The following is a 13441-nucleotide window of genomic DNA, read 5'->3' on the forward strand; positions in this document are numbered from 1 at the left end:
ACTATAAGAATTATTCAATTTTATATTAGTAGAGTTGAATCCACAGAAAATGTTGTGTTGATGGTTTGGCGTAATGGCAACACTTCTTTGGAATGATATATAGTCAAACAAATCAGATTTTCGAAATTTGCTCGCCAATAATTTGAAAATTTTCAGTTAAAAGAGTAGACAATTCATCTGTATACTCGTTAATATTTTTGAAAAAACTTAAACATTTGTTTTTAAACTTCTCATAAGTATCATAATACTTGTTATACAATATTTTTTTGCGAAAGAATTTCCATAATCTTTCAATGAGATTTAAATTGGGCGAATAGGAAGGGAGAAATTTGATCTTTATTCTCGAATTTGCAAGGTATTCTTTGACCAACTTAGACCTGTAATATTTAGCATTATCAGAGATTATGTAAATAGTACCGGCTTGAGCATACCTTGACTCTATTTCATGGAAAAGCTTTATTGTTGATTGAGCATTGATGCTTTCATCTTCCCGGATTGTTACTTCAAAGGTTTCTATGTCAATAGCACCGTTTAAATTTATTCTTTTCCTGCCGGTATTAGAGGGTATTTCCTTCTTTTTGCCTTTCTCTATCCAGCAATATGCAGACGTAGAATTGTGCTGTGGATGAACTCCATCCATAAAAAGTATCTTATCTCCAGGGGCTTTCTCTTCTTTGAGTTGTTTGTAGTTTTCGATAAATTCTTTTTGTTTTTCAGGGTTTGCTTTGCCTGGAACTATTGTAGTTTTCTTGTAAGTAAAGCCTAATCTATCGAGGGTATGTACCATTCCTTCGGGTGTATAGATTTTATTGAATGTCTGTTTTACATATTCAACAATTTCTTTTGCCGCACTATAGTTGTTTTTCCTGATATGATCTTTTAATTGTTCTTCTTGTTCGCAGGTGAGTTTTGGCACACAGCCAATATAATTGTCAGATAAAAGCCCGTCAAAACCTTTATCTTTGTATAGTTTTTCGTAATTCCTGATTGTTTGATCGTCTAACAAGAGCGCCTCTGCTACTTTTTCATAACTCCATCCTGAATCAAGAAGAAGTATAGCTTTGATTCGGTCGGCATGACGTCTATGAGGCTCTTTCTTATGTGCTTTTTTAAATTCTATTCGGGTTTTTTCACTGAGAAATGGATTCATGCAGAATTTAATACTCTAGAAACAATTCAAATGCAAGAAAAAAACAGGTTCTTCTAAAAATAAATGCTTTTTACTATAGAAAAGGAAACAGGCGTTCGCGTTATTCGCGGGCTTCTTGATAAGCCTGGAATGTTAGATAAAGGAGATAAACGCATAATTGATAATGTTATTCCCGATTATCAAATATTAAACGAAATCGAATATGACTATGACTATGGTTTAAAAGATGCCTATATAGGTTACGCAACAAGGGGTTGTCCCAAAAAATGCCCTTTTTGTGCAGTCAATAAAATAGAACCGAATTATGTTCACTACTTACCTTTAAAAAAGCAAGTTTTAGGTATAGAGGAAATATATGGACAAAAACGTAATTTAGTCTTAATGGATAACAATATTCTTGCATCAACTAACTTTGAAAAAATAATTGATGAGATCATAGATTTAGGGTTTTATAAAGGGGCAAAATTTAATGGTAAGCTAAGGAAAGTTGATTTCAATCAAGGGACAGATGCTCATTATCTCACTTCTGGGAAAATGGACTTATTAGCAAAAACTGCTATACGGCCATTAAGAATCGCATTTGATTACATCTCTATGAAAGACCTTTATATATCCAAGATTAAGCTGGCAAGAGATTGTGGTATTTCAAACCTTTCAAATTATGTTCTTTACAATTATGTAGATGCTCCTGAAGATTTTTATCAGAGACTAAAGATAAATGTGCAACTTAACGAAGAGTTGGGCACAAAAATATATTCTTTTCCAATGAAATATATTCCTTTAACGGATGTTCACCCCTGCCAAAACGCATAAGTGCTTAATAAATAGTTGGTTAAGGCTGTATTTTTAATAAATATGTAGTCACTAATATATTGTTATTATACGACAATATACTTGACGGATAATGGTTGTTATCTGTACAATGGTGGACATGCATATTGTAGAGAACAAGTCAAAATCCGGTAAAAAAATCTATCGATCTACCCTTCTGCGGGAATCGTACCGTGAGGATGGGAAGGTCAAGAAACGCACCATTGCGAATCTGTCGAATTGCACTCCCCTGGAGATTGAAGCGATAAGACTTGCACTCGCACATAAAGACGATCTCTGTGCATTGGGCGCATTGTCAGAATCGGTGAAACTCCATGAGGGTTTGTCTGTGGGAGCAGCGTGGAGCGTGTACCAAGTGGCAAAGGAATTAGGGATAGAAGAGGCATTGGGAAAGGACTTTGAAGGAAAGCTGGCGCTTTGGCAAGTAATGGCAAGGGTAATAGGCCAGGGGTCAAGACTGTCTGCAGTAAGGCTGGCGCAGATACATGCTGCGGGTGACGTCCTGGATATGAAGCGTGGGTTTGACGAGAACAATCTGTACGATAATTTGTCATGGTTGTCAGAGAATCAGGCAAAGATAGAGCGAAAGCTGTTTGAGTTAAGACGAGGAGGCAATAAGCCGAAGTTGTTTTTGTATGACGTGACGAGCAGTTATTTAGAGGGGAAGTCGAATCATTTTGGTGAGTACGGGTATAATCGTGACGGCAAAAAGAGGAAAAAACAGATAGTGATCGGTATGCTTTGTGATGAATCCGGGGAGCCGGTATCAACAGAAGTATTTAGGGGCAACACCCAGGATCCGAAGACCTTTGAATCTCAGGTAAAGAAGGTATTAGAGCGGTTTGGATGCAAAGATGTAACGATTGTAGGAGATCGTGGGATGATCAAGACGGTGCAAATCGAAAGTTTACCGGAAGGGTTTCATTACATAACGGCGATAACCAAGCCGCAGATAGAGTCGTTGATAAATAAAGGGATACTGCAATTAGGATTGTTCGAAGAAAAGCTCTGCGAGATAAAGGATGATGAGGTTCGATATATTCTGAGGCGCAATCCGGTAAGGGCGGAAGAGATGTCAAAGACCCGTGTATCAAAATTACAGAGTATAGAGAAATACATCGCGAAGAAGAACAGTTATCTGAAGGAACATCCTAAGTCGTCAGTATCGAAGGCACTGGAAACAACAAGGGAAAGGCTAACGAGATTGAAACTTGATGGGTGGGTGCAGATAAAAGAAGAGGATAGGACGCTAAAGATAGAGAGAGATGAGGAAGCATTAAAGGAGGCATCATACCTTGATGGTTGTTACGCAATCAAGACTGATCTTGAGGAGAACGAGGCGGATACCAATCTGGTACATGAACGATACAAGGATTTAACGGAAGTGGAGAAGGCGTTTCGGGACTGTAAGACGGTGAATTTGGAGGTTCGTCCGGTGTATGTAAGAAAGGAGGATAGTACACGGGGACATGTGTTTGTGGTAATGCTTGCGTACATGATAATTCGAAGGCTGCGCAGAGCGTGGAAGAATTTTGACTTGACGGTAGAGGAAGGTCTCGCACAATTGACGACCATTTGTTCGATGGAAGTAACAATCAAAGGCCAAAAAGCTAGTTGCCAGAAGATCCCGCGTCCGCGGCAACAATCACATGAATTATTAGAGGCATTACAGATAAAGTTGCCAGAAGTATTGCCAAGCCGGAACATACGGGTAGTCACTAGAAAAAAGCTTGCTGTTCGGCGTAAAAGTCAATAAATATAAGGCTTTTACGGCACTTTTGTTTTTTGACTTGGGGTGAACATCCGCTTTAACAGCAAAGGATACGTCTTTCATTGGTAAAAATTGGAATAAGAAGATCTTACGTGGTTTACAATGTGTACTTTTAGTAACCAGAGGACTCATAAGTCCTCGTAAGGAATTTTTTGAAGCGGCATTTGGTTCTACATTCGAAGAATTCCTTCAAATATTGCTAATGCCCGAGGATTATATTATTAATAGAAGAAGGCATGAATTGAATGGGGCACTTGATTGGAAAAATACTTATAAAAAATTAACGAGAAGTGAAAAAAATACATTTATAAACCTAATATCAAATAATAAAGTTGTGAAAGAAGATATAAAAAAGGTTTCGTCAAATAAAATGAAAAGGCTACTATCTCACTATATTGAATTTAATAAAAGTATAATTTACTGACCCATTATTGTTACCCTCCCGACCAGGTTCACATAGGCATCACTATCATTGCGCTGACGGCACTTTATATAGAAGAAAATCAACTTGATAAGGCGGAAGAATTTATCAAACGAGAGGAAGATTCTAAACGAAAGACACCTGCGCATACGGCAAATACCCTATTACCTCATTATGAAACATCGCTGCACATTTCACGATCAAAAATAAACTTTGCAAGAAACAATTTCGATGATGGAATAAAAGAATTAAACAATTGCCCTGAAAATCCAGCCGGAATTACTGTTAATTTGGGATGAATTGGAAAAGGCGTATCTATCAGTCTTCTTCAAAAGAATTCAGGGACAATTCATGGCTCATTTTTACCCACACACTTGACTGAAGAGCCTTTAATTATTTACGGTACTACGGTGATGACCTGTTTCACGACTTATACTTCTTTCACTCTTACCCTGCTCTTTTAGCCTCTTCATAATTTGCACTGCTTGCATATGTACCATCCTTTTACTACTTATAAGGAATTATTCTTACTCAATTCCTTATAAGATAGCTTTTCTCTACGAGTGGTACTATTTTACCTTGCCATCTGGTACAATTTTACTCTACCATAATCAACCATCGTGGATTGTTAAAATACCTGCGTCAAAATTAAAATTATTAACTCTTAAGTTTAAGCATTCGAACATCCGAAGCCCGCATCCATACAGAAGCTTAACAATCAGGTTGTTAGGATAGGTAAGACGCTCAAGAATCGAGTGAACCTCTTCCCGCGATAAAACAACGGGTATATAAGGCCTACTTTTGGCCCTGAGAGTATTACTGTTATCTCCGAAATCCTTCTTGATAATATGCTTATAAAAAAACAACTGCGCGTTAAATGCCTGATTTTGTGTTGATACCGCCACCTTACGTTTGACCGCTAAATATTACATAAATCCTTCACCTCCACAGACGACAGGGACTGAATATCCTTATTATGGGCAAATCCCTGAAATTTCTTAGTCCAATGTGTATAAGCCCATAAGGTTTTCGGAGAATAATGTTTAATCTTTATTAAGGCACTTAACCCATGTATTGCATCCATACATCCTTTGGTATTTTCAAAAACAATCGCCTTTTTTGAATCAACAGAAACAGGCGGCACAATAAAATGATTGTTGGGGACGGATTGAGTGCTTTGTTTTTGCAGGCTTACCGGTTGGTCTTCCTCCCTGCAATTCTTTATGAAAATCTGGATAGCTTTTCTTACCATCATTAATGGAATCATGAGTTTCGGGCTGCCTTATGGAATCGTGGCGAGAAAAAGTTTGGGGAGGTTTGTTTTTGCCGATACGAAGGCTGCGACTTTTCCTGCGCATTTTCACTTTCTAAAAGATTGTCTTCAGGATAAGACCGGACTATGGAGTAGTAAAGAGATATGGCAAGGGCTGCCTGTTTCAGTTGTTGAGAAGACTGATGTTTTTCTTGTAATTTTTTTATAAACTGCGAAAGACTCTCCTTTTTCGATTCGAAAAAATCATATTTTTTACAGAAGTCAATGTAATAACGAAGCCTTTCTCTAAAGTTATGCTGTTCACTCCTTGGAATTCGCTTATGAATGAGAATAGGATCAAACTTAATCGTAATGTTTTGTGGAATATGCATTAGAATCCTCTTGCGTAATATCGACAAAAATGTTATTTTTTCAACTTGTTACAGATAATACACAAAAATAATGCATTATCTATAAAAAATTATCTGTTTTTCGAAGAAAAATCACTAGTAAAAATGCAATAAGTAAATGTATACATTGTTATCTATAAACTTATCAATTACTGGTTAGACGGCTAAGCTCCCCATCTGCCGGCATCAAGGAGGCTTCCTGAAAATACAAGACTACCTCTCCGAAATAGAGCCCGCCGCCACCGCAGTAATTGCGGAGATCCACCGAGAAGAACGACACGTTGAGGACCTTTCCCGCACCTTAGCTCAAATCACGAAAGCTACGGAGGAAGGTTACACAAAGGTAGAACAAATCAATAAGATGGATGAGTACCTCTCCAGTATTCCTGGGTACCAGGACGACGATCCACTACTGAGCACTGCGATTTACTGGGATACTTACTTTGGCATGGATAAAGAACGCCACCTGACAGACAAGAACCTCCGTGAAGCTATGCTTCGACTTGCTGCTCACGAGTTTGCCAGGCATGCGATGTCTGGAGCTCTTCTGCAGTTCGCCAAGCAAGGATTGTCAATTAGATATGGCAAGAGCTTATCAGCTTGCCCTAAAGGACGACTTATCGGATCCCAATCGATTACCGATGTAATCTGGCAAGGCCGCAATCAAGCTATTCACTGGGAGGAGGGTCAATTTCACTCTGCAACCGAGGCTGCCCTCAAGCAGCTCGCCAAAGATTTCAGATCCCCATACGACCAGTACGCTTCACGCAGCCTTGCATACGAGATCATCTCCATCTTAGGCTGGCAGAGCTTTGCCGATTTCTCAAAAGATCTCTTGGCACTCGATTCTTGACTATTGGGATGAACGATGCCCTTGTACCGTGAGTTGGAAGTGCTCACCGAGCGTTTGAGCCCCGTAACACCGGAGGCCAGTGGCTAGACGTGGGCCGTCTAACATCGCACTGGAGCCGACGCCCAATAGCGGGAACGACGGAGGAGCGGAAGCAATTGCTACTGGACGTGGAATTGAAAATTTAAACAGATTAAATAAGGTATATGGAAAAAAATACTGGCGAAAGTTGAAAGGTATTTGCCAGGTGGAACTGGAAGATGGTACAATTTTAGACGTCGAAGTACGCTGGTACGAGAAGAGCATGGCATCGGGAAAAAAGAACTTAAAATCAAAAAATATTTATGAAGAAAAGGCGATTTAAAAACATTTTATGATATGCGTAGATAATCGCGGCGATGAATCATCATTGGAAAAAAGAAAACTATACGAAGTGCTGACTGACAGGATAGCTGAAACACATTGCCATATAAGAGTTGTTGATGAATTGGGCGAAGATTATTTATATCCTGAAAAGTTTTTTGCACCTGTACGATTGCCCCCATATCATAAAAGAAAAATTAGCATCAGAGACAGCATAACATTTCACCTGACCCCTTCCCTTTGCATAAAAAGTTTGCTTCATCTTCATCTGGCAACTTTTCCCCTTTTCCGATTGATATATTTTTTCTTGTGGGTATAGTACTGTTGCAAAATTATACAGCAACATTTTTATATGTACCGTACTATTATTTATTTTCCCTGATAATAGTGTTTTCCACGAATTATCAGGATAATTTATTTTGACAATCAATGGTTGGTATTCATAACGGAGGAGATCATGACAACAACACGAAAGCTGCACATTACCGAGTTTGACAAATCGCGACTCGAAGAACTCATCGCTGTGGCCGAGGAATTCGGTGGTCAAGACAGAAAGGATTTAGCGTCTTTGGCAGAAGAATTGGAGAGGGCGGAAGTCGTGTCGTCCAAAGACGTGCCTGCAGATGTGGTGACCATGAACTCAAAGGTTGTCCTGCGTGATCTGAGTACGTCAGAAAAAATGACCTATGTTTTAGTCTTTCCAAAAGATGCGAACATTGCTGCGGGGGCTATCTCGGTTCTCGCCCCTGTGGGCACGGCGATCCTGGGATACGCCAAAGGAGATGTTGTGGAATGGTCTGTCCCGTCTGGGGTGCGCCGTATCCGCATCGATGACGTTCTTTACCAGCCGGAAGCGGCCAGAGATTATCACTTATAGGTGCCAACAAGGCACTGCACTGGGCGAGGATTCCGATGCGCACCATCCCCGCCAGTGCGCTTTGACATTAATGCGGCTGATGTATACCTTCAAAAAACTAGATACCTACATGGTTATCAAGGCTGACGGCCTAAAAACGAAGATAGATAAAGACATCGATAAGATAAACCCCTTATCCAATCTTACTCCCATTTGGAAAAATCTCATCTTCTTCAACAAATAGATGATATGGCCAACAGACTGGTATCATTTAACAAACCCATCAAGCTTGACTTTAGAGCAAAGTTCGGTCTGCCGGTTGAGAAAAACACAGAGCAACATAAAAGCCAAGGATATACAAAGGAAAATCAAAAGGGCTTTAATTCTTCTAAGTTGTACTGTTCAAAAGAGATGGATTTGTTCATTGCTTAACTAAAAATATTGAATTTCCCACATACAATGTACATAATCGGTCATTACATTACTGTCAAAGAACTCGCCTGCGGGCCTTTTTCGCCTAATTCTTCAGAAAATCGTACCTCCATTCCCTTTTCCAAACGGGCAAAATCATGGTTTAAGACGCTATTTTTGTGAAAATAAATCTCCCGCCCATCGGCAGAAGTAATAAAACCATATCCCTCTTCAGGGAATAAATTGCTGATATGGGCAATGGGTATTTCTTCGTGGTGTTTTACCTTTCCACTCCGCTGAACAACAAAATCTTCCAGCTTCCGGCGCATTGCGTTAAAGGAATCTTTTACCGCCAGGTGAAAGTCTTCGTTTGGCTTGCGTTTTATCACAAGTTCCGTACCGGGAATGGTCACAACAACCTTCACATTATAAAAAAGCCCTTTGTGTTCACGGTGACGAAGGGCTTCCACCACTACCCGACAGCGGATAATCCGGTCATAAGCGGCATCTAACTTTTCCGCATACTTGTGAATATCCGCCTTGTTTGCTTCGGTTAAGTCAAAATCACGTGCAACAATTTCAAGTAAAAAATTCATGACGTCCCTCCCTAAAAATTCCTTGCCATTCTAACGGATAAAAAGCATATCACTATCGTAAAAACGTTCAAGATACTTCCTGTATATGAGGTAAACAACCCCCTTGCTCCCTTAATAAAGGGGAATACGGTACAGTCAGCAAATTGCAGATTGTGGACTGTGGAACGTAGAAATTATTATAAAAACCTCCACTTATTGAGAAGTTCCCTGTCAATAACGTACCGCTTGCTACTCTCAACTCAAAATGAACCGGAAAAAAATGCGGGGAGGCACTCTTGTCTTGCAGGAGCGGTATTTTCAACCACTCAGGTTCTCCTTATGGGAAAGAGTTTATGGTGATATTTTACTGTTCGGATTCATTGGCAGTCCGGTATTGAACCGGACTTAAAAGATCTGCAAGTTCGTTCGGATTGGATATTTCAATATGTAAAAACCATCCCTTACCGTAAGGGTCTTCATTTATTAATTGTGGACTTTCCCTGAGTTCCTGATTAATTTTTGTCACCTTGCCGGAAAGGGGTGCATAAATGTCATATGCAGCTTTTACTGACTCAACTACTGCACAGGGAGCGCCCATCTTCAGTTCTCTTCCTATTAACGGCAATTCGACGTACACTATGTCCTGCAATTGATGCTGGGCATGGTCAGTAATGCCAATGGATACTTCATTCCCGTGTATTTTTTTTACCCATTCGTGCGTTTTTGTATACTGAAGTTCTTCTGGTATATTCATTTTTTTGACTCCCTCTTATAAAACGGGGTTTTTACAATTCGTGCTTCGTGATAATTATCCCGGATTTGTATTTGTATCTCTTCCCCGGCTATTGCATGCTGAATGGTAATTCTGGCAAGGCCAATACCCTTTTTCGTCGTTGGGTTAAATGTTCCGCTGGTAACTTTTCCTATCTTCTCTCCCTTTTTCAGAACAGGATAATCGTGACGCGGAATACCCTGATCCAACATTTCGAATCCAATTATTTTATGTTTGACGCCCCCAGCCTTCTGTTCCTGCAGTGACTCTTTTCCTATAAAAGAATCTTTGCCAAACTTCACCGTCCAGTCGATAAGGGTCTCCAGGGGAGTTACCGTTTCGTCCATATCGTTTCCGTAAAGCATAAAACATGCCTCAAGGCGTAGCGTATCCCTCGCTCCAAGCCCAACAGGCCTCAGTCCCTTCGCCTCGTTTTTTTTCAAAAAAATATCCCAGAGTCTGAGGGCGTAAGTTGCATCAACCAATATTTCCACACCATCCTCACCGGTATATCCCGTTCTTGAAATAATCATGGGTAAATCATCCAGAAAAAATTCATCAAAACAAAACCTTTTGAGGTACTTAAAATCAGTCTCCAGGGTATTTTTGAGCATTTGCAGGGCAGACGGACCTTGTAATGCGATAATTGACATTTCATCAGTGACATTTTTTAATTTCAGAGACCAGTAGGGTTTTGCCTGTTCCGTTAACCACGCCAGGTCCTTTTCAGTATTTGCACAGTTTACGATAAAGAGAAATGCATTTCGGTTCATTTTATAAACCATAATATCGTCAACAATGCCTCCTTTTTCATTGCACAGAGGTGAATAGAGAGCCTGTTTTTCCGACAATGGCGCTGCGTCATTCGTAATCACCTGCTGCACAAAGGAAAAGGCGTCATCTCCGGAAATCTCAAATTTTCCCATATGGGATATATCGAAGATACCGGCATTTTTTCGAACAAGGAGGTGTTCATTGATGATGCTGTCATATTGGATGGGCATCAGGTAGTTATGAAAAGATACCATCTTTGCATGGTATTTAAGGTGTGATTCATACAGCGGCGTTTTTTTCATCACAAAATACCCCTTAAGTGCGCAAATATCGCCACAATTCAGGCAAATACCTGTGCGTTAATTCCATCGTAAGACAGGAAAAAATCTTACGGAATTATGATGAAGAGTTTTTACACTTCAGTTATCGTAATGGTAACCGCACGTTTCCCTGATGTGGAAAAAGAAATCGTTTTTATTGTACGGATACAGGGAACATAACTGCGGTCTTTGATCATATACCTTACACAGTGAAAGCCCTTTTTCATCGTAGCATAGATTTTTGCACCGGATCGACGCCTGGCAGCAACGACCGCACCGCAAGCAATTGCCTGCCCGCTCTTTAATTGACACACGAACTTCCTGTTTATTGAATATATAATAAATGCGTCTCCATGCCTGAAGCAAAAGCGCGGAACAAAAGATATCAACTCTTTGAATAATTTGATGAACTTTTTTTATTTCAAGCCTGCTAATAAGCTCTGTCACTAATTTCTACCCTCTTCTTAAATTTTCTATCAAATAATTTCCCGCAAAGAATAATTGGTTCATTTTGTTTAAAAAAGGCAGATCCCATTCCTCTACTAAAACCACTTACCGAAAATAAAACATCCGGGCCTTAGACCACAAGAAAGAAGGAAGAGGCATTCTCCGCCAAAATCCTTTGACCTAAAATGATTACAAAGTTGTATGGCAATCTGTTTTTGTACTAAATTTTTAAAACGATATACGTTTGCAATTCATAGCAAAATTATTTATTTCAGTCAAGACAAATGCTCGTAAATTACTGACTTGTTTTTTGTAAAGAACATACTTTTTCAAAAATCTAAACTCTTACTACAATTATTCACCATCGAACTTGATATCTTTCACTTCAAGTTCTATACTGCTGTTATTCATCCAGTTATTTTCCTTTAAAACGACCGCCAGTGAACATGTGCTGCCATTCTTTAGCAGCCGGTCAATTTCATCGCCCATGCCAAATCCGATAGCCTTCATAGACACATTGCCTTGTTTTACATAGAAGCTGAGGTGTTGTCCATTCGATCCTATACGGCGCGGTTTACCGGCAATCTGCAGGTCTTTTATGGCAAACACGGGGATATGGTTTCCTTCGCCATGGGGAGATAAAAGTTGCAATTCCATTAATAATCCCCTGTTTAACGTGGAGAGATCAACCGCTACGTCAATATTCAGAAAAGGAACAAGGTCTTCTTTCTGGAGTTTTTGCGCCATCATCCGATTCAGCAATGTGCGAAAATCTCCTATATTGTCAGGATGAATCTTTAATCCCGCCGCCTGGGCATGCCCCCCTACGGAAATTAACATATTTTTGCAACATTCTAACGCATCCAGCATATGAAATGATGGTATGGAACGGGCAGAACCATGCCCAATCTCATCGGCAACGGCAATCATTACCGCGGGACGGTTAAACTCCTCTGCAATTTTTGAAGCGATAATTCCGACTATTCCCGGGTGCCATTCCTGGTCTGCCAATACAATCGCCAGCGTTTCATCGAGGTTTATTTCATCTACGATTTTCTGCCTGGCAGCGGAGAGTATGTCAAGCTGCATCGCCCTTCTCCGGTTATTTTCCTCTTCCAGAAAAAGTGCAATTTCTTTTGCCTTTTCATTGCAGGCCGTTGTTAGCATCTCAACAACGACTCCTGCATCGCTGACACGGCCGGGTGCGTTTATACGGGGACCTAAACGGTATCCTACATGGGAAGTGTCAAGGTTTATATTGGTGAGTGAAGATACCTCCAGTAGCGCCTGCAGTCCAGGTATTTTTGTTTGCTGCAATGCCCCAAGCCCATATTTTGTCAGGATACGGTTTTCGCCCACAAGCGGAACCACGTCGGCAATAGTCCCCAGCGCAACCAAACCCATAGCACTTATAAGAAAATCCTTAAACTCATTCGATACCTTTTTTTGCGGAAAATAATGCTGCCCAACCGACCATGCCAGCATGAAAGCAATGCCAACCCCGGAAAAATCCCGGAAGGTCTTTTCCGTTGCCTTTAATTTTGGGTTAATTATTGCAAATGCATCCGGGATTTCCTGTGAAGGCTGATGATGGTCGGTAATAATAAGCTCAATGCCATATGATCGTGCAATCTCCGCCTCCCTGCATGCGCTAATGCCGCAATCAACCGTTAAAATAAGATCCGTACCCCCTGCTTTTAACTTAGCAATGGCCTCCGCATTTAAACCATACCCTTCTTCCAGCCTTTCAGGAATATAGTAATTTACCCTTGCATCAAACATTTTTAAACAACGGTACATGAGGGCGGTGGCGGTTAAGCCGTCAACATCATAATCGCCATAGATGACTATTTTCTCTCCGTTGCGTATGGCTTCATTAATTCTGACTGAGGCTTTTTCAATATCGGGAAGGTTGGAAGGGTCTGATAATGTTGATATTTGAGGCTGAAGAAAACCTTTCGCTGCACCTACATCTGTAATGCCGCGGTTAATGAGTATCTGTGCAAGTAAGTTTGAAATTCTAAGATTACCTGCAATCTCCGTTTGAAGTTCGATATTATTCGGGGCAATGAACCACCTTTTACTCATAATCCTGTCGCACCAGCAGCGTTAAACCGTCATAAAGAATTCAGATAACCGTCTTCAAAATCTCTCTAAAATTACAAAAATATAACACGATCAGAGGCATTCCGCAATTGAATAATATCTATTTGCTGCTTTTATTCCGCCAGCAGGCAT

General features: G+C 40.2%; 14 protein-coding genes and 1 pseudogene. 6 read left to right on the top strand and 9 right to left on the bottom strand.

The window, feature by feature from the left end:
* Nucleotides 1–112: 112 nt before the first annotated feature.
* Nucleotides 113–1150, bottom strand: a complete 1038-nt coding sequence (locus tag KSMBR1_RS07000) for an IS630 family transposase (protein WP_099324671.1) — start codon at nucleotides 1148–1150, stop codon at nucleotides 113–115.
* A 63-nt stretch (nucleotides 1151–1213) separates the two neighbouring features.
* On the opposite strand from KSMBR1_RS07000, the gene KSMBR1_RS07005 reads away from it, so the two are divergent.
* Nucleotides 1214–1963 carry a radical SAM protein gene (locus KSMBR1_RS07005; protein ID WP_099324672.1) on the top strand — a complete coding sequence of 250 codons (750 nt, stop codon included), beginning with the start codon at nucleotides 1214–1216 and terminating at the stop codon, nucleotides 1961–1963.
* 118 nt (nucleotides 1964–2081) lie between these two features.
* On the top strand, nucleotides 2082–3737 hold the full coding sequence (locus tag KSMBR1_RS07010) for an IS1634 family transposase (RefSeq protein WP_099326979.1): 1656 nt from the start codon (nucleotides 2082–2084) through the stop codon (nucleotides 3735–3737).
* A gap of 1047 nt (nucleotides 3738–4784) precedes the next feature.
* Here KSMBR1_RS07010 and KSMBR1_RS07020 read toward each other — a convergent pair.
* From KSMBR1_RS07020 to KSMBR1_RS07030, 3 genes are read right to left on the bottom strand one after another with little or no spacing between them, the layout of a single operon-like run.
* Nucleotides 4785–5078, bottom strand: coding sequence for a tyrosine-type recombinase/integrase (locus KSMBR1_RS07020; protein ID WP_099324674.1), 294 nt, complete (start codon nucleotides 5076–5078; stop codon nucleotides 4785–4787).
* Between the two features lie 14 nt (nucleotides 5079–5092).
* Complete coding sequence (locus KSMBR1_RS07025) at nucleotides 5093–5440, bottom strand: hypothetical protein (protein WP_099324675.1); 348 nt, start codon at nucleotides 5438–5440, stop codon at nucleotides 5093–5095.
* Nucleotides 5437–5817: a hypothetical protein gene (locus KSMBR1_RS07030; protein WP_099324676.1), complete on the bottom strand. Its 381-nt coding sequence runs from the start codon at nucleotides 5815–5817 to the stop codon at nucleotides 5437–5439. Before KSMBR1_RS07030 ends, KSMBR1_RS07025 begins: the two co-directional genes overlap by 4 nt.
* A gap of 379 nt (nucleotides 5818–6196) precedes the next feature.
* Here KSMBR1_RS07030 and KSMBR1_RS07035 point away from each other — a divergent pair, with 379 nt between their 5' ends.
* From KSMBR1_RS07035 to rnk, 4 genes and pseudogenes are all read left to right on the top strand, one after another.
* The gene (locus KSMBR1_RS07035) at nucleotides 6197–6688 is read left to right on the top strand and encodes a hypothetical protein (protein ID WP_099324677.1); all 492 of its coding nucleotides are present in this window, start codon (nucleotides 6197–6199) and stop codon (nucleotides 6686–6688) included.
* Nucleotides 6689–6797: 109 nt separating this feature from the next.
* Nucleotides 6798–7033 (top strand): annotated as a pseudogene (locus KSMBR1_RS07040) (hypothetical protein).
* A gap of 25 nt (nucleotides 7034–7058) precedes the next feature.
* Nucleotides 7059–7367 carry a hypothetical protein gene (locus KSMBR1_RS21535; RefSeq protein WP_164994256.1) on the top strand — a complete coding sequence of 103 codons (309 nt, stop codon included), beginning with the start codon at nucleotides 7059–7061 and terminating at the stop codon, nucleotides 7365–7367.
* 138 nt (nucleotides 7368–7505) lie between these two features.
* Nucleotides 7506–7925: a nucleoside diphosphate kinase regulator gene (gene rnk, locus KSMBR1_RS07050; protein WP_099324678.1), complete on the top strand. Its 420-nt coding sequence runs from the start codon at nucleotides 7506–7508 to the stop codon at nucleotides 7923–7925.
* A gap of 455 nt (nucleotides 7926–8380) precedes the next feature.
* On the opposite strand, the gene KSMBR1_RS07060 is transcribed toward rnk, so the two are convergent.
* The 5 genes from KSMBR1_RS07060 to recJ all read right to left on the bottom strand — a co-directional run bounded on the left by KSMBR1_RS07060 (nucleotide 8381) and on the right by recJ (nucleotide 13291).
* A complete protein-coding gene (locus tag KSMBR1_RS07060) occupies nucleotides 8381–8911 on the bottom strand; it encodes an HPF/RaiA family ribosome-associated protein (RefSeq protein WP_099324680.1) in 531 nt (176 codons plus the stop codon).
* Nucleotides 8912–9254: 343 nt separating this feature from the next.
* Nucleotides 9255–9644: a glycine cleavage system protein GcvH gene (gene gcvH / locus KSMBR1_RS07065; protein WP_099324681.1), complete on the bottom strand. Its 390-nt coding sequence runs from the start codon at nucleotides 9642–9644 to the stop codon at nucleotides 9255–9257.
* Complete coding sequence (gcvT, locus tag KSMBR1_RS07070; RefSeq protein ID WP_099324682.1) at nucleotides 9641–10738, bottom strand: glycine cleavage system aminomethyltransferase GcvT; 1098 nt, start codon at nucleotides 10736–10738, stop codon at nucleotides 9641–9643. Before gcvT ends, gcvH begins: the two co-directional genes overlap by 4 nt.
* A gap of 110 nt (nucleotides 10739–10848) precedes the next feature.
* Nucleotides 10849–11070: a hypothetical protein gene (locus tag KSMBR1_RS07075; protein WP_099324683.1), complete on the bottom strand. Its 222-nt coding sequence runs from the start codon at nucleotides 11068–11070 to the stop codon at nucleotides 10849–10851.
* A 487-nt stretch (nucleotides 11071–11557) separates the two neighbouring features.
* A complete protein-coding gene (recJ, locus tag KSMBR1_RS07080) occupies nucleotides 11558–13291 on the bottom strand; it encodes a single-stranded-DNA-specific exonuclease RecJ (protein ID WP_099324684.1) in 1734 nt (577 codons plus the stop codon).
* Nucleotides 13292–13441: the final 150 nt, after the last annotated feature.

Source organism: Candidatus Kuenenia stuttgartiensis (assembly GCF_900232105.1).
GTDB classification, from domain to species: domain Bacteria; phylum Planctomycetota; class Brocadiia; order Brocadiales; family Brocadiaceae; genus Kuenenia; species Kuenenia stuttgartiensis_A.

Coding starts and splice junctions, on each gene's coding strand:
- KSMBR1_RS07030 (WP_099324676.1), bottom strand. CDS start 5,817: ATGCATATTCCACAAAACATTACGATTAAGTTTGATCCTATTCTCATT.
- recJ (WP_099324684.1), bottom strand. CDS start 13,291: ATGAGTAAAAGGTGGTTCATTGCCCCGAATAATATCGAACTTCAAACG.
- KSMBR1_RS07010 (WP_099326979.1), top strand. CDS start 2,082: ATGCATATTGTAGAGAACAAGTCAAAATCCGGTAAAAAAATCTATCGA.
- KSMBR1_RS07060 (WP_099324680.1), bottom strand. CDS start 8,911: ATGAATTTTTTACTTGAAATTGTTGCACGTGATTTTGACTTAACCGAA.
- gcvT (WP_099324682.1), bottom strand. CDS start 10,738: ATGAAAAAAACGCCGCTGTATGAATCACACCTTAAATACCATGCAAAG.
- KSMBR1_RS07035 (WP_099324677.1), top strand. CDS start 6,197: ATGGATGAGTACCTCTCCAGTATTCCTGGGTACCAGGACGACGATCCA.
- KSMBR1_RS21535 (WP_164994256.1), top strand. CDS start 7,059: ATGATATGCGTAGATAATCGCGGCGATGAATCATCATTGGAAAAAAGA.
- gcvH (WP_099324681.1), bottom strand. CDS start 9,644: ATGAATATACCAGAAGAACTTCAGTATACAAAAACGCACGAATGGGTA.
- KSMBR1_RS07005 (WP_099324672.1), top strand. CDS start 1,214: ATGCTTTTTACTATAGAAAAGGAAACAGGCGTTCGCGTTATTCGCGGG.
- KSMBR1_RS07025 (WP_099324675.1), bottom strand. CDS start 5,440: ATGATTCCATTAATGATGGTAAGAAAAGCTATCCAGATTTTCATAAAG.
- rnk (WP_099324678.1), top strand. CDS start 7,506: ATGACAACAACACGAAAGCTGCACATTACCGAGTTTGACAAATCGCGA.
- KSMBR1_RS07000 (WP_099324671.1), bottom strand. CDS start 1,150: ATGAATCCATTTCTCAGTGAAAAAACCCGAATAGAATTTAAAAAAGCA.